This is a genomic window from Pseudomonas sp. Y39-6, assembly GCF_023651955.1.
Taxonomy (GTDB): domain Bacteria; phylum Pseudomonadota; class Gammaproteobacteria; order Pseudomonadales; family Pseudomonadaceae; genus Aquipseudomonas; species Aquipseudomonas veronii.
Genome location: NZ_CP069594.1, coordinates 3,726,955 through 3,742,744, shown reverse-complemented (window position 1 = coordinate 3,742,744; position 15,790 = coordinate 3,726,955). Strand labels below are relative to the sequence as shown.

The following is a 15,790-nucleotide window of genomic DNA, read 5'->3' as shown; positions in this document are numbered from 1 at the left end:
TGGAACCGCAAGGTTTCAGGCGTTTTTTTTTGCTTTTTAAACCGTGATGAGCTTTGTCGGGTGCTTGATATGAATTCCACTCTCGCCAGTCTGAAACAGCTGAAAACCCTGATCGTCGTCGGCAATGGCATGGTCGGCCATCATTGTGTGGCGCAACTGATCGAGCGCGGCGCCCTGGAGCACTATCGCCTGCATGTGTTCAGCGAAGAGCCGATGCGTGCCTATGACCGCGTGCATTTGTCCGAATACTTCACTGGCCGTGATGCCGAGTCGCTGGCGTTGTCGCACGCTTCGCTGTACCAGACGCCGGGCGTGACCCTGCACCTGGGGGCGCCGGTACTGGAAATCGACCGCGCCCGCCGTGAGGTGATCACCGCCACAGGCAGCGTGGCGTATGACAAATTGGTCCTGGCAACCGGCTCTTACCCGTTTGTGCCGCCGATCGACGGCGCGCAAGGCGATTCGCGGCTGGTCTACCGTACCCTTGAAGACCTCGATGCCATCCGTGGCGCCGCCGCGAATGCGCGGCGTGGCGTGGTGGTCGGCGGTGGTCTGCTCGGCCTGGAAGCCGCCAACGCCCTGAAAAGCCTGGGCCTTGAAGCCCATGTGGTGGAGTTCGCGCCGCGCTTGATGCCGGTGCAACTGGATGACTTCGGCGGGCTGGCGCTCAAGGCGCAGATCGAGCGCCTGGGCGTGGGCGTGCATTTGTCCCGCGCCACTCAATCGATCAGCGCGGGCGAGCAGTACCGCTATCGCATGAACTTTGCCAATGACGAATTTCTGGAAACTGATCTTATCGTGTTCTCCGCTGGCATCCGCGCCCAGGACGCACTGGCCCGCCAGGCCGGCCTGGAGATCGGCCCGCGCGGCGGGGTGGTGATCAATGATGAATGCCTGAGCAGCGACCCGGACATCTACGCGATCGGCGAGTGTGCGTCGTGGAACGGCAGCCTGTTCGGCCTGGTCGCGCCGGGTTACCAGATGGCCCGAGGGGTGGCCGCCCTGTTGTGCGGGCAGACCGCCGAGCCCTTTGTCGGCGCGGACATGTCGACCAAACTCAAACTGCTGGGGGTGGACGTGGGTTCCATCGGCGACGCCCATGCACACACCCCCGGTGCGCGCAGCTACCAGTTCATCGACGAGGCCAGCGCCAGCTACCGGCGCCTGGTGGTGGACGCCAGCGGCAAGCAGGTGATCGGCGCGGTGCTGGTCGGCGACAACAGCTACTACGACACCTTGCTGCAGTACATGCAGAACGGCATTGCGTTGCCATCCGAACCGGCCGGCCTGATCTTGCCGTCGTCCGCCGGCGCACCGAGCCTCGGCCCTGGCGCGTTGCCGGAGTCGGCCACCGTCTGCTCCTGCCATAACGTCACCAAAGGTTCGATTTGCGCGGCCATCGACAGCGGTTGCGCCGACCTTGGCCTGCTCAAGGCGCAGACCAAGGCCTGCACCGGTTGCGGCGGCTGCGCCGGTTTGCTCAAGCAGGTGTTCGAGCATGAACTGGTCGCCCGTGGCGTCAGCGTCGACAAGAGCCTGTGCGAACACTTCGCCTACACCCGTCAGGAGTTGTATGCGCTGGTACGCGTGGAAGGGGTGATCACCTTCGAAGAGTTGCTGGCCAAGCACGGCCGTGGCCACACTGGTTGCGATGTATGCAAACCGGCGGTGGGCTCGATTCTGGCGTCGTGCTGGAACCAACCGATCATGGACGCCTCGCTGGTGCCGTTGCAGGACACCAACGACACGTTCATGGCCAATATGCAGAAGAACGGCACCTATTCGGTGGTGCCGCGTATTCCGGGCGGCGAAATCACCGCAGAAAAACTCATCGCCATCGGTGTGGTCGCGCAGAAATACCAGCTCTACACCAAGATCACCGGCGGCCAGCGTATCGACCTGTTTGGCGCGCAACTGCATGAGTTGCCGGACATCTGGGCCGAGCTGATCGACGCCGGGTTTGAAACCGGGCACGCCTACGGCAAATCCACGCGCACGGTGAAGTCGTGCGTCGGCAGCACCTGGTGCCGCTACGGCGTGCAGGACAGCGTGAAAATGGCGCTGCTGATCGAGGACCGCTACAAGGGCCTGCGTTCGCCGCACAAGCTCAAGTTCGCGGTGTCCGGCTGCACCCGCGAATGCGCCGAAGCGCAAAGCAAAGACGTCGGTGTGATCGCCACCGAGAAGGGCTGGAACCTCTACATCGCCGGTAACGGCGGCATGCGCCCACGCCACGCCGAGCTGTTCGCGACCGACCTGGATGACGCCACGCTGATCCGCTACATCGACCGCTTCCTGATGTTCTACATCCGCACGGCCGACAAATTGCAACGCACCTCGGTGTGGCGTGAAAGCCTGGAAGGCGGCCTGGATTTCCTCAAGGACGTGATCCTCGACGACAGCCTGGGCCTGGGCGCCGAACTCGAAGCGCAAATGCAACTGGTGGTCGACCGGTACGAATGCGAATGGGCCAATGCCCTCAAAGACCCGGAAAAACTCAAACGCTTCCGCACCTTCGTCAACGACAAACGCCCGGATCCGGACATCCATTTTGTCCACGAACGCGGCCAGCGCCGGCCGATCATGGCCGCCGAACTCAACCTGATTCCCGTCATCGAGGAGCTTGCCTGATGAGCCAGTCCAACACTTTGCGTAACCTTGCCACCTGGAAAAGCGTGTGCAGCGAAAGCGACCTGGTGAACAATTCCGGCGTGGTGGTGTGGTACGACGGCGCACAAGTCGCGCTGTTCTACCTGCCGGACGCGCCGGACCAGACCCTCTACGCCATCGACAACCATGACCCGGAATCCGGCGCGAACGTGATCGGCCGCGGGCTGGTCGGCAGTATCAAGGGCGATCTGGTGGTGGCTGCGCCGATCTACAAACAGCATTACCGTCTGGCGGACGGCCAATGCCTGGAGGCACCGCAGCAGCGCTTGCGGGTATGGCCGGTGCGGTTGAATGCGGGGGTGGTGGAGTTGGGGGTGAGTTGAGGCGAGGTCGGCCGAAGGCGCCCATCCTCCAGTTGCCTGCGGCATGTGGAGAATGGGCGCGTGCCTATCCGCCGTCAGCGGTTGAAACGTTCAACCAGTGCGTATTGGGTGGACGCGGTGTGGGTCAGTTCCTTACTCAGGTCCGCGGATTGATGGGCCTGGACCGACGTCTGGTCGGCCAGTTCGGCGATGGTGGTGATGTTGCGGCTGATCTCTTCGGCCACCGCGCTTTGTTCTTCGGTGGCGGCGGCGATCTGGGTGGTCATCTCGGTGATGTGGGACACCGCTTCGCTGATGCCGACCAGCGCCTGGTCGGCCTCAAGTACCCGGGCCACTCCTTCCTGCGCCTGGCGCTGGCCGTGTTCCATGCTTTGTACAGCGTTGCTGGACGACGCCTGGAGCTTGGTGATCAAGTCATGGATCTGGGTGGTGGAGTGCGACGTGCGTTGCGCCAATTGGCGGACTTCGTCGGCGACTACGGCAAAGCCGCGGCCCATATCCCCGGCACGCGCCGCCTCGATCGCGGCGTTGAGGGCCAGCAGGTTGGTCTGGTCGGCGATGCCTTTGATCACGTCGACGACAGTGCCGATTTCGTCGCTGTCGCGGGCCAACTGCGCCACGGTGACACCGGTTTCGCCGACCACGGCGGAGAGGCGCTCGATGGCTTCGCGGGTATCGCGGGCCACCTCGCGGCCACGCCCGGTCAGCACGTTGGCTTGCTGGGTGGCATCCGCGGTGCGCTGCACATGGCTGGCGACTTCCTGGGTGGTTGCGGCCATCTGGTTGACGGCGGCCGAGACCTGCTCGGTTTCGACGCGTTGACGGTCAAGGCCGGTCGAGCTGGCCGTGGCCAGTCGGTTGGATTGCCCGGCCAGCGCGTTGAGCTGCTCGGCACTGTCCTGCAGGCGGGTGAGGCAGGTCTTCAGCCGGGCGTTCTGGCTGAGGAACGCGGTTTCCAGGCGACCCTGGGGGCCGTGTTCATCGCTGTACATCTGCGCAATCAGCGCATCCGAGGTCGACGGTTCGACGCCCGAAAGCAAGCGTAACGTTGCACGCCGACGCACCTGCGCGCCGATCATGCTCACGGGTACCGCAACGGCTACCGCCACGGCCATGGCCAGCGGCGCACTGAGGAACAGCCCGCCCACGGCGCCGGCAAGCCCGGTGGCGACGTAGGGCACGCTGTCGAATAACGTCGACAGCCAACTGTCCCGGCGCGAAACCGCCGATTTGTCCTGGCTCAAACGCCGGTAAAGCGCCTGGGCACGTCGGATCTCATCGGCGCTCGGCTTGACCCGTACCGACTCGAAGCCCACCACGCGGCTGCCTTCGAAGATCGGTGTGACGTAAGCATTGACCCAATAATGGTCGCCGTTTTTCGAGCGATTCTTGACGATACCCATCCACGGCAGGCCTTGCTTGAGCGCGCACCACATATGGGAAAAAACGGCTGACGGGACGTCGGGATGGCGCACGATATTCTGCGGGGCGCCGATCAACTCGGCGCGTTCAAAACCGCTGATATCGACAAAAGCATCGTTGCAGTAAGTGATCATCCCTTTAACATCGGTTGCGGAGATGAGCTTCTGCGAAGGCGCGAGCGAAATCTCGCGCTGTGTCACGGGTTGGTTATTGCGCATTCGACTACTCCCAGAATTGCCTGTAGGACATCGGCACCCGTTCAGATAAGTTGAAGACTGTTTGTCTGACAATCTCAAACAGCAACATTGCAGCGGTCGAAATCAGGTATTCAGCCCTGTCAGTCGGCGGCCGAAACGCGAAAGCACAAGACTTCAAACGCAAATGCCGGATAATAGCGGCCAATTTGAAGTTCGCTATTTTGGTAATCCCGCATGGAAATTAAGGTTAACTTTCTCGACAACCTTCGACTTGAAGCCAAGTTCGATGACTTCACGGTGATCGCCGATCAACCGATTCGCTATAAAGGCGACGGGTCGGCGCCGGGGCCATTCGATTACTTCCTGGCTTCGTCGGCATTGTGTGCGGCGTACTTCGTGAAGTTGTACTGCGAGACACGCAATATCCCCACGGACAATATCCGGTTGTCGCAGAACAACATTGTCGACCCGGAAAACCGCTACAACCAGATTTTCAAGATCCAGGTGGAGTTGCCGGCAGATATCTCCGACAAGGATCGCCAAGGCATCCTGCGCTCCATTGACCGTTGCACGGTGAAGAAAGTGGTACAGGCCGGCCCTGAGTTCGTGATCGAAGAGGTGGAAAACCTCGACGCCGACGCCCAGGCCCTGTTGATGCCCAATTCCACTTCCGAGGCGGGCACCTACATCGTGGGCAAGGACCTGCCGCTGGAGCAGACCATCGCCAACATGTCGGGCATCCTGGCCGGCCTGGGCATGAAGATCGAGATCGCCTCGTGGCGCAATATCGTGCCGAACGTGTGGTCGCTGCATATCCGCGATGCCCATTCGCCGATGTGCTTCACCAACGGCAAGGGCGCGACCAAGGAAAGCGCGTTGGCCTCGGCGTTGGGCGAGTTCATCGAGCGCCTCAACTGCAACTTCTTCTATAACGATCAGTTCTGGGGCGAAGAACTGGCCAATGCGCCGTTCGTGCATTACCCGGACGAGCGCTGGTTCCAGCCTGGGCGCAAGGATGAACTGCCAGCGGAAATCCTCGACGCCTACTGCCTGAACATCTACAACCGCGACGGCGAGTTGCGTGGCTCGCACCTGTTCGACACCAACTCGGGCAATGAAGACCGCGGGATTGTGGCACTGCCGTTTGTGCGCCAGTCGGACGGCGAGGTGGTGTATTTTCCGTCCAACCTGATCGAAAACCTGTACCTGAGCAACGGCATGAGCGCCGGCAACACCCTGGCCGAAGCCCAGGTGCAGTGCCTGTCGGAGATCTTCGAGCGGGCGGTCAAGCGTGAAATCATCGAAGGTGAATTCGCCCTGCCGGATGTGCCGGCTGACGTGCTGGCCAAGTACCCGAGTATTCTGGCCGGGATCCAGGGGCTGGAAGCCCAGGGCTTCCCGGTGCTGGTCAAGGATGCCTCGCTGGGCGGCGAGTTCCCGGTGATGTGCGTGACCTTGATGAACCCGCGTACCGGCGGTGTGTTTGCCTCGTTCGGCGCGCACCCGAGCCTGGAAGTGGCACTGGAACGCAGCCTGACTGAATTGCTCCAAGGCCGCAGTTTCGAAGGCCTGAACGATCTGCCGCAGCCGACGTTCGAAGGTCACGCGGTGACCGAGCCGAACAACTTCGTCGAGCACTTTATCGACTCCAGCGGCGTGGTCTCGTGGCGCTTCTTCAGTGCCCGCTCGGATTACGAATTCGTCGAGTGGGACTTCTCCGGGCAGGGCGAAAATTCCAACGCCGAAGAAGCCGCGACGCTGTTCGGCATTCTCGAGAACATGGGCAAGGAATCGTACATGGCGGTGTATGAGCACCTCGGTGCCACCGCCTGCCGCATCCTGGTGCCGGACTACTCGGAAATCTATCCGGTGGACGACCTGATCTGGGACAACACCAACAAAGCGCTGTTTTTCCGTGCCGACATCCTCAACCTGCATCGCCTGGATGACGCGCAACTCAAGGCCCTGGCCGAACGCCTGGTGGAAAGCGAACTGGACGACTACACCGATATCACCACCTTGATCGGCATCGAGTTCGACGACAACACCGCCTGGGGCCAACTGACCATCCTCGAATTGAAGCTGCTGATCTACCTCGCCCTGCAACAGTACGAGGAAGCGAAGGAAGCGGTGGAAATGTTCCTGCAGTACAACGACAACACCGTCGAGCGCGGCCTGTTCTACCAGGCGGTGAACGCGGTGCTGGAGATGGAACTGGATGAAGACCTGGAATTGGCGGACTACGAGGCCAACTTCCGGCGGATGTTTGGTAACGAGCGGATGGATGCGGTGATCGGCTCGGTCAACGGCAGTGTGCGCTTTTATGGATTGACGCCGACCAGCATGAAGCTGGAAGGGCTGGACCGGCATCTGCGCTTGATCGAGAGCTATAAAAAACTGCACAGCGCGCGGGCCAACGTCACCCTGGCCTGACGCGGTACCCAGTGTGGGAGGGGGCAAGCCCCCTCCCACATTAGATATAGGCCAAGGCTTGCGCGAGGTCTGCGCGCAAGTCCTCCACATCTTCAACCCCCACCGACAACCGCACCAACCCATCGCCAATGCCCAATTGCGCCCGCGTCGCTGCCGGGATGCTGGCATGGGTCATGATCGCCGGGTGTTCGATCAGGCTTTCCACGCCGCCGAGGCTTTCGGCCAGGGCGAAGAGTTTGACGTGTTCCAGGAAACGCCTGGCGCCGGCCAGGTCGCTGTTCAATACCACCGAAATCATCCCGCCAAACCCGCGCATCTGCCGACGTGCCAGGGCGTGCTGGGGGTGCGAGACCAGGCCCGGGTAGTGAACCCGCGCCACCTGCGGTTGGTGTTCGAGCCAGCTCGCCAGGTCCAGTGCATTGCTGCAATGGCGCTCCATGCGCAGGGCCAGGGTTTTCACGCCGCGCAGGGTCAGGAAGGCGTCGAACGGCCCGGCGATGGCGCCGACCGAGTTCTGCAGGAAGCCCAGGCGCTCGGCCAGTTCGGGGTTGTCACCGACAATTGCGATGCCGCCGATCACGTCGGAGTGGCCATTGAGGTATTTGGTGGTGGAATGCACCACGATGTCGCAACCCAGCTCCAGCGGGCGCTGGATCCACGGGCTGGCGAAGGTGTTGTCGGCCACGCAGAGGATGCCGCGGGCGCGGCAGATGCGCGCGATGGCGCTGAGGTCGGTCAGGCTCAGCAGCGGGTTGCTGGGCGTCTCGACCCAGACCATGCGCGTGTCGTCCTGCAACGCTGCTTCAAACGCTTGCACATCGCTCAAGTCGACATAACTGAAACGATGCCCGGCGCTGCGTTGGCGCACCTTGTCGAACAGGCGGAAGGTGCCGCCATACAGGTCGTTGCCGGAGACGACATGGCTGCCGGCATCCAGCAACTCCAGCACGGTGGAAATCGCCGCCAGCCCCGAGGCAAAGGCAAACGCCTGGCGGCCGCCCTCCAGGTCGGCCACGCAGCGCTCCAGGGCGAACCGCGTGGGGTTGTGGGAGCGGCCATAGTCGAAGCCCTTGTGTACGCCGGGGCTGTCTTGCCGGTAGGTGGAATTGGCGTAGATCGGCGGCATCAGCGCGCCGGTGGTCGGGTCGGGCGATTGCCCGGCGTGGATCACACGGGTGGCAAACGCGCTTTTATCGGGCTGACTCATGCAAGGGATCTCCGCAGGTGATTGAGCAGGTCGACACGGGTGATCAGGCCATGGAAGCCCGACGCGTCGGCGATGATGGCGACCAGGCCGCGATCCAGCTCCGCCTGCAACTCGGCGAGGCTGGCGCTGGGGTCGAGGGTGTGCAAGGTTTCGGTCATGGCGCTGGCGACGATCATGGAAAAGTCCGCGGCGTCGTGGTGCAGGCCCAGCAGGATGTCGGATTCGTCGATCACACCCACCAGTGCCTGGCCGTTCACCAGCACCGGCAATTGCGAGACATCGGCCAGGCGCATGCGCTGGAAGGCGGTGAGCAGGGTGTCGTCGGGGCTGACGCTGATCACGCGGCCGTCTTCGAAGCGCCGGGCGATCAGGTCGCGCAGGTCGCCGTAGTGCTTGTAGTGCAGCAAGCCCGCGTCGCTCATCCATTGGTCGTTGTAGACCTTCGACAGGTAGCGCGTGCCGGTGTCGCAGACGAAGCTGACCACGCGCTTGGGCGCGGTCTGTGCGCGGCAATAGCGCAAGGCTGCGGCGAGCAGGGTGCCGGTGGACGAGCCGCCGAGAATGCCTTCGGCCTTGAGCAACTGGCGGGCGTGGTCGAAGCTCTCTTCATCGCTGATGGAGTAGGCGTGGCGCACGCTAGACAGGTCGGCAATCGAGGGGACGAAGTCTTCGCCGATGCCTTCCACCGCCCAGGAACCCGGGGTGACCAGGGTGCCACTGCGGCTGTACTCGGCCATCACCGAACCGACGGGGTCGGCCAGCACCATCTCCAGCGCCGGCTGCACCCGCTTGAAGAAGCGCGTCAGCCCGGTGAGCGTGCCGGCCGAACCGACGCCGACCACAATCGCGTCGAGGTCATGCTCGGTCTGCGCCCAGAGCTCCGGCGCGGTGCTGGTTTCGTGGGCGAGCGGGTTGGCCGGGTTATTGAACTGGTCGGCGAAGAACGAGCCCGGGATGTCCTTGGCCAGGCGCGCGGCCACGTCCTGATAGTACTCGGGGTGGCCCTTGCCGACATCGGAGCGGGTGATATGCACTTCGGCGCCCATGGCCTTGAGGTGCAGCACCTTTTCGGTGGACATCTTGTCGGGCACCACCAGCACCACCCGGTAGCCTTTCGCCCGGCCCACCAGCGCCAGGCCCAGCCCGGTGTTGCCGGCGGTGGCTTCGACAATCGTGCCGCCGACGCGCAGGCGGCCGTCGCGCTCGGCGGCGTCGATCATCGCCAGGCCGATGCGATCCTTGATCGAGCCGCCGGGGTTTTGCGATTCGAGTTTGAGAAACAGCGTGCAGGGGCCGGTGTCGAAGCGGCTGATCCGCACCAGCGGAGTGTTGCCGATCAGTTCAAGCACGGCGGGGCGGGCAAGCGTGGGCATGTCGTCACCTGGGTGTAGGGTGGGGGGACAGCAAACGGCAAAGCGTGGCTTGGAACATAGGCCGCTATTGCACGGGTCGCAACTGCGCGGTCGGCCGGCTGTCTTTTTTTGGCGCATGAGCGAAGGCTCGGTGCGCCATCGGTGGGCAGTCTTGCCGCGCCGCCTGGGCGCGAACCCGCGCAATCGTTGGGTGTGCGCAGCTGGCCTGGGGTTTGCTAGAAACAAATCCAAACTTGGATACAAGATGGAGACCCTTATGCAGAGTGTTATCGGCTGGACCCTCGGCGAATGGCGTGAGGCCTATCGCAACGGGACGATCACCCCGGACATCGTGCTGACCCTGGCCGCGCAATACGCCGCCGCCGACAACGCCTGGATCGCCCGCGCGCGGCCTGAACAACTGACGGCGCAGTTGGCGCAATTGAGCGAGCGGCTGGCGGCGGTCGGTGGCGATATGACCCAGTTGCCGTTGTATGGCGTGCCGTTTGCGATCAAGGACAACATCGACGCGGCCGGTTGGGAGACCACGGCGGCGTGTCCGGAATTTGCCTACGCCCCGGCGTCGGATGCGAGCGTCGTCGCCAAGCTGCGTGCGGCCGGTGCGATCCTGATGGGCAAGACCAACCTCGATCAGTTCGCCACCGGCCTGGTGGGCACCCGCTCGCCGTATGGCGCGGTGGTCAACAGCTTCAATCCGGCGTATGTCAGCGGCGGTTCCAGCTCCGGTTCCGCCTCGGTGGTCGCCCGGGGTTTGGTGGCGTTCTCCCTGGGCACCGACACCGCCGGCTCCGGTCGGGTGCCGGCGGGGTTCAACAACATCGTCGGGTTAAAACCCAGCAAAGGCCGCCTGTCCAATACCGGCCTGGTGCCTGCGTGCCGCACGGTGGATTGCATCTCGGTGTTTGCCCTGACCGTGGAAGACGCCGAATCCGTGGCGCAAGTGGCCGAAGGCTACGACGCGAGCGACGCCTATTCCCGCGCCAACCCCCATACCGCGCCGGTGGCGGTGGGGCGTGCGATCAAACTCGCCATTCCGGCGACCCTGGAGTTCTTCGGCGATACCCAGAACCAGGCCGTATTCGAGCAGGCCGTCGAGCGCTTCAAGGCGTTGGGGGCGCAGATCACCCCAGTGGATTTCAGCCCGTTCAAGGCGCTGGCGGACCAGTTGTATTTCGGCCCATGGGTCGCCGAGCGCACGGTCGCCCTGCACAGCATGCTTGAACAGCAGCCGGACGCGATCAACCCGGTGGTGCGCGGCATCGTCGAAAACGGGCTTGAGTACAGCGCCTGCGACGCCTACAAAGCCGAATACCTGCGCGCCGACCTGAGCCGGCGCATCAACGACACGCTGGCGGGCTTCGACGCATTGCTGGTGCCGACCTCGCCGACGATTCGCACCCAGGCCGAGATGGCGCTGGAGCCGGTGCGCTACAACTCGCAATTCGGCTATTACACCAACTTCACCAACCTGGCGGACCTGTGCGCGCTGGCGCTGCCCGCCGGCTTGCGCGCAGATGGCTTGCCCAGCGGCATCACCTTGTTGGCGCCGGCCTGGCACGACACGGCCCTGGCCCACTTGGGCAAGCGCTGGCAAGCCGGCCTCGGCCTGCCGCTGGGCGCCACTGCGCGCGAGTTGCCCGCACCGGCCGCACCAACCCCCGCGCCCGGCAGCGTGCGCCTGGCGGTGGTCGGCGCACACCTGAGCGGCATGCCGCTGAATTTCCAACTGACCACGCGCAATGCGGTGCTGGTGGAGCAAACGCTGACCGCCGACAGCTATCGACTCTACGCGCTACCGGGCACCGTGCCGCCCAAGCCTGGGCTGGCCAGGGCGGACAGTGGCCGCTCGATCATCGTCGAGCTGTGGGACATGCCCATCGCCCGCTTTGGCGAGTTCGTCGCCGAAGTCCCCGCACCGCTGGGCATTGGCAACCTGAGCCTGACCGACGGGCGCAGCGTCAAAGGCTTTATCTGCGAACCCTGGGCCCTGGCCGATGCGCTCGACATCACCGAATTCGGCGGCTGGCGCGCCTTTATCGCGAGCCGGGGCTAAGCATGCCGGGCTCAACCCTGAAAAATCCCAAGGCGCGCCCCGACAGCCTGGCCGAACGCATCTACGCGCAGCTCAAGGCGGATATCTTCGACTTTCGCCTGCTGCCGGGCGACCGCTTCAGCGAAGGCGAAGTGGCCGAGCGCATGAACGTCAGTCGCACCCCGGTGCGTCAGGCGCTCTATCGTCTGGAGAAGGAAGGTTACCTGGAGGTGTACTTCCGCAGTGGCTGGCAGGTGAAACCGTTCGACTTCACCTACTTCGAAGAGCTGTATGACCTGCGGATCATTCTGGAACTGGCGGCGGTCAACCGTTTATGCCTGATGGATGAACCGCGCCCTGCGCTGTTGCAAGGGTTACAGGCGATCTGGCAGGTGGAGGAGGGCGAACGCCAGCAGGACACCCAGGAGGTGTCCGCGCTGGACGAGCGCTTTCACTGCGCCCTGGTGGAAGCCACCGGCAACCGCGAAATGGCGCGCATGCACTACGCCATTACGGAAAAAATCCGCATCATCCGCCGGCTCGACTTTACCCAGGCATCGCGGATCGCGGCGACCTACGAAGAACACGCGCAGATACTCGACGCTATCCTGCAACGGCGCGGTGAAGAGGCGCAGCAGCTGCTCAAGCGGCATATCGAACTGAGCAAGCAGCAGGTGCGCAACATCACGTTACACCGGTTGCAGGTGGCGCGGGACACTCAATCAACCGGCTTCACAGCAACGCTTGCAGACGGCTGACGGTGGCATCGCCGGCCCGCTGCATCGGTGCGCGTAATTCACTGCCGATCAGCCCCTGCAAGGCCAGCGCGGCTTTGACCGGTGCCGGGTTGGGCTCCATAAACAACGTATCGATCAACGGCAGCAACTGGAAAAACGTCTGCCGCGCCTCGCTCAACTGGTTATCCCGCACCTGCTGCCACAGCGCCACGAACCGCTCGGTGTGTACATGTGCCGACGCTGCGATCGCCCCAGTGGCGCCAAGGCACAACGCGTTAAAGATCTGGATGTCCTCGCCACACAGCACATCCACCGCCCCACTGGCTAGTAGCGCCAGGGTATTGCCCAGGTTGCCGCCACAGTCCTTGACCGCGACGATGCGCGGATGGGCGACGATGTTCAGCAGCGTGGCCTGTTCGAAGGTCGCGCCGGTGCGATAGGGAATGTCATAGAGAATGATCGGCACACCGGAGGCATCGGCCACCGTGCGGAAGAACGCTTCAAGGCCGCTCTGGGACGGACGGATATAGCTGGGCGCCGGCACCAACAGCCCGGCCACCGGGCGTTTGAGGATTTCGCCCTGGAACTGCAACAGCTCAATCTGGTTATATCCCGCCAGGCCCATCACCACGCGGTGCGCCGGCACCCACTGCAACACCGCATCCAGCACCGCCAGTTGTTCCTGGCGGCTCAACGCCGCGGCTTCGCCCGTGGTGGTGCAGACCATGATCCCGGCCACGTGCTTTTCCAGCAGATGCTCAACCAGCCGGCGCAAGCCGATAAAGTCGATGGCGCCGTCCTGAAACGGCGTGACCACGGGAACCCAGATACCTTGAAACGCTGACATGCACTCTCTCCTGATGATTGACCGATTAAGTCACCGTCAGAAGGGCAGAAGGAATTGTGCAAGGGCAGGGTGTCCGTCGCGCTCAATGTCCTGTCAGCTCATCTGACGGGACAGCGCGCCCCGGTCACATGAGCGACTGTTTCTTCGATTTGAGGGCGCGCGCAACGCAACCTTGCGCCTTGGCGATCAAGCCAATGACGGAAAGGTTAACGAAAGACGTTGCAAGCATGAGCTGACACACCCTGAATGAGGGCTCCATCTTCAGGGGGTGTGAGTAAATGTGTCAAGCCCTGCGTAGTTACCGGCAGGTTGCACGGCCCAGGCACTTGAACAGTGCCTGGGCGGTGAAACGATCGTTGTCGGTCAGGGATTAGCCACTGCGGCCTCAATCGCGGCAATGTCGATCTTGGTCATGGTCATCATCGCCTCGAAGGCTCGCTTGGCCGTCGCCGGGTCGGCATGGGTCACGGCGGCCGACAACACACGCGGCGTGATCTGCCACGACAGGCCCCACTTGTCCTTGCACCAACCGCAGGCACTGGCCTGGCCACCGTTGTCGATGATGGCGTTCCACAGCCGATCAGTCTCGGCCTGGTCATCGGTAGCCACCTGAAAGGAAAACGCCTCGGTGTGCGGGAATGCCGGACCGCCATTCAGGCCGAGACACGGGATGCCCAGCACGGTGAACTCGACGGTCAGAATGTCGCCTTGTTTACCTGCGGGATAATCCCCCGGCGCGCGGTGTAACGCTTTCACCGCACTGTCCGGGAAGGTCTTGGCATAAAACGTCGCAGCGTCCAGGGCGGTGCCGTTGTACCAGAGGCACAGGGTGTTTTTGTTGTTCATGTTCGGTCTCCACGGTGAATGGGTGTGTGGAGTTTAGATCAGGGTGAAGGGCGGATGCGGTGTTGCGAACCGAGTACCGCGGCCTCGCCGACAGAGGCCGCATACAAAATCAGCATGCTGGGGCCAGCAACACCCACGATTCTCTCAAGCCGATCGTCAAGGACGAAGAACGCGCAGATGAGCAAAACGTCTGCGCGCCCCCAACGCCACCGTCACGAACCTCGTTGCTCGCTGACAGGCGCATGCTGCGCCATTAGCTCCGCGACCCAATCGATGAACACGCGCACTTTGATGCTGATATGCCGGTTCGGCGGAAATGCCACGTAGATCGGCATCGGGTCGAAACGCCAGTCCTTGAACAGGGGCACCAATTCGCCGCGTGCTTCGTAGGTCGTGGACATGTACTTGGGCAGCCAAAGCACACCCAGCCCGGCCAGGCCGGCCGCGAGGTAGGCGTTGCCATCGTCGACTGCCAGCGCATAGCGGCCTTTGACCTGGAGGCTCTCAGCGTGGTTGCGCATGGAGTAGGGCAGGGCTTTACCGGTGCGCGCCCACAAGAAGCCGACGATACGGTGTTGCGAATCTTCCAGCTCCCGCGGATGCGCGGGGATACCGACGCGGGCCAGGTAGCTCGGTGCGGCGAAAACGCCAAGCTGGAGGTCGCCAACCTTCCGGGCCATCAGCGACTGATCCTTTATCTCGCCGCCGCGCACCACGCAATCGATGTTCTCACCGATCATATCCACGATCCGGTCGCTGACGCCCATGTCGATCTGGATGTCCGGGTAGCGCAGGTAAAACTCGGGCAATGCGGGGACTAGAATCATGCTGGCCAGCGGGCTTGGCACATCCACTCGTAATCGCCCCCTGGGCAGTGTCGAGGCGCCGGACAGGCTGGTCTCGGCGTCGTCCATGTCGGCCAGCAGTCGTAACACTCGCTCGTAATAGACTGCACCGTCGGCCGTGACGTTGACTTTGCGCGTGGTGCGGTTAAGCAATTTAACCCGCAACCGTGCCTCCAACTGCTGTACCAGTTGTGTCACGGTGGTCTTGCTCATGTGCAGTGTTTCGGCCGCTTTGGTGAAGCTGCCAGCTTCCACCACGCGAGCAAACGCCTGCATCGCATCAAAACGGTCCATTGCTAACCCCCGCTCTCGATTGGATTGTTTGGATTTTACAAACAGTGCTGGCTAAGGTTGCGTGTTTATCGCCCAGGTACAAGTCCATACAGTCTCTGCATCGTTAGTTCCGGGTCGGCTTTGACCCATTGATGGAGGCACCTATGACGCAGCGTGATGTTGTTTTTCCACCTGGACGCCAGGCGCTTTACGAGCGCAATCGCTATTCGCCGGCGATCAAGTCCAATGGTTTTTTATTTGTGTCGGGGCAAGTCGGCAGCCACGAAGACGGCTCGCCCGAACCCGATCTGGAGGCCCAGGTCCGACGCGCGTTCACCAACCTGAATGCAATCCTGGTCGCTGCCGGTTGCACCTTCGACGATGTGATTGACGTCACCGTCTTCATCGTCGATCCCGAGTCGACGTTCGAGACGATCTGGAAGGTTGTGCCGGAGTTCTGGGGCCGGGCGCCACACCCGACGCTGACCGGCGTGGGTGTCACGTGGCTGTATGGTTACCAGTTCGAGATCAAGGTGATTGCCAAGCTGCCGGAAGGCACCGGGGGATGATCTGGCCAGTGATTAC

General features: G+C 62.8%; 12 protein-coding genes and 1 pseudogene. 6 read left to right on the top strand and 7 right to left on the bottom strand.

Features of this window, described 5'->3' with window-relative positions:
* Positions 1-69: 69 nt before the first annotated feature.
* Together nirB and nirD are read left to right on the top strand one after the other, a co-directional pair.
* Positions 70-2,631 carry a nitrite reductase large subunit NirB gene (gene nirB / locus JN756_RS16925; RefSeq protein WP_017846423.1) on the top strand — a complete coding sequence of 854 codons (2,562 nt, stop codon included), beginning with the start codon at positions 70-72 and terminating at the stop codon, positions 2,629-2,631.
* A complete protein-coding gene (nirD, locus tag JN756_RS16920) occupies positions 2,631-2,993 on the top strand; it encodes a nitrite reductase small subunit NirD (protein ID WP_017846422.1) in 363 nt (120 codons plus the stop codon). The genes nirB and nirD overlap by 1 nt, the downstream gene beginning before the upstream one ends.
* A gap of 74 nt (positions 2,994-3,067) precedes the next feature.
* On the opposite strand, the gene JN756_RS16915 is transcribed toward nirD, so the two are convergent.
* A complete protein-coding gene (locus JN756_RS16915) occupies positions 3,068-4,108 on the bottom strand; it encodes a methyl-accepting chemotaxis protein (protein ID WP_411221045.1) in 1,041 nt (346 codons plus the stop codon).
* Positions 4,109-4,360: 252 nt separating this feature from the next.
* Positions 4,361-4,549, bottom strand: a pseudogene (locus JN756_RS32445) (PAS domain-containing protein); the annotation flags it as partial.
* Between the two features lie 297 nt (positions 4,550-4,846).
* On the opposite strand from JN756_RS32445, the gene JN756_RS16910 reads away from it, so the two are divergent.
* Positions 4,847-7,045 (top strand): OsmC domain/YcaO domain-containing protein, encoded by a 2,199-nt coding sequence (locus JN756_RS16910; RefSeq protein ID WP_126588531.1) that lies wholly within the window; start codon positions 4,847-4,849, stop codon positions 7,043-7,045.
* A 40-nt stretch (positions 7,046-7,085) separates the two neighbouring features.
* Here JN756_RS16910 and JN756_RS16905 read toward each other — a convergent pair whose 3' ends face one another.
* Positions 7,086-8,252, bottom strand: coding sequence for a cystathionine gamma-synthase (locus JN756_RS16905; RefSeq protein ID WP_057004614.1), 1,167 nt, complete (start codon positions 8,250-8,252; stop codon positions 7,086-7,088).
* Positions 8,249-9,625, bottom strand: a complete 1,377-nt coding sequence (locus JN756_RS16900) for a pyridoxal-phosphate dependent enzyme (protein ID WP_057004613.1) — start codon at positions 9,623-9,625, stop codon at positions 8,249-8,251. Before JN756_RS16900 ends, JN756_RS16905 begins: the two co-directional genes overlap by 4 nt.
* A 256-nt stretch (positions 9,626-9,881) precedes the next feature.
* Here JN756_RS16900 and atzF point away from each other — a divergent pair, with 256 nt between their 5' ends.
* Together atzF and JN756_RS16890 are read left to right on the top strand one after the other, a co-directional pair.
* Positions 9,882-11,678: an allophanate hydrolase gene (atzF, locus tag JN756_RS16895; protein ID WP_177030391.1), complete on the top strand. Its 1,797-nt coding sequence runs from the start codon at positions 9,882-9,884 to the stop codon at positions 11,676-11,678.
* 2 nt (positions 11,679-11,680) lie between these two features.
* A complete protein-coding gene (locus JN756_RS16890; protein WP_057004611.1) occupies positions 11,681-12,415 on the top strand; it encodes a GntR family transcriptional regulator in 735 nt (244 codons plus the stop codon).
* Here JN756_RS16890 and dapA read toward each other — a convergent pair.
* From dapA to JN756_RS16875, 3 genes are all read right to left on the bottom strand, one after another.
* Positions 12,390-13,241, bottom strand: coding sequence for a 4-hydroxy-tetrahydrodipicolinate synthase (gene dapA, locus JN756_RS16885; RefSeq protein WP_057004610.1), 852 nt, complete (start codon positions 13,239-13,241; stop codon positions 12,390-12,392). The two genes, JN756_RS16890 and dapA, sit on opposite strands and share 26 nt — an antisense overlap.
* A 363-nt stretch (positions 13,242-13,604) precedes the next feature.
* On the bottom strand, positions 13,605-14,087 hold the full coding sequence (locus JN756_RS16880) for a VOC family protein (protein WP_017846413.1): 483 nt from the start codon (positions 14,085-14,087) through the stop codon (positions 13,605-13,607).
* Between the two features lie 212 nt (positions 14,088-14,299).
* A complete protein-coding gene (locus JN756_RS16875; protein WP_046383610.1) occupies positions 14,300-15,226 on the bottom strand; it encodes a LysR family transcriptional regulator in 927 nt (308 codons plus the stop codon).
* Positions 15,227-15,369: 143 nt separating this feature from the next.
* Here JN756_RS16875 and JN756_RS16870 point away from each other — a divergent pair, with 143 nt between their 5' ends.
* On the top strand, positions 15,370-15,774 hold the full coding sequence (locus JN756_RS16870) for a RidA family protein (protein WP_017846411.1): 405 nt from the start codon (positions 15,370-15,372) through the stop codon (positions 15,772-15,774).
* The last annotated feature ends 16 nt before the right edge of the window (positions 15,775-15,790 follow it).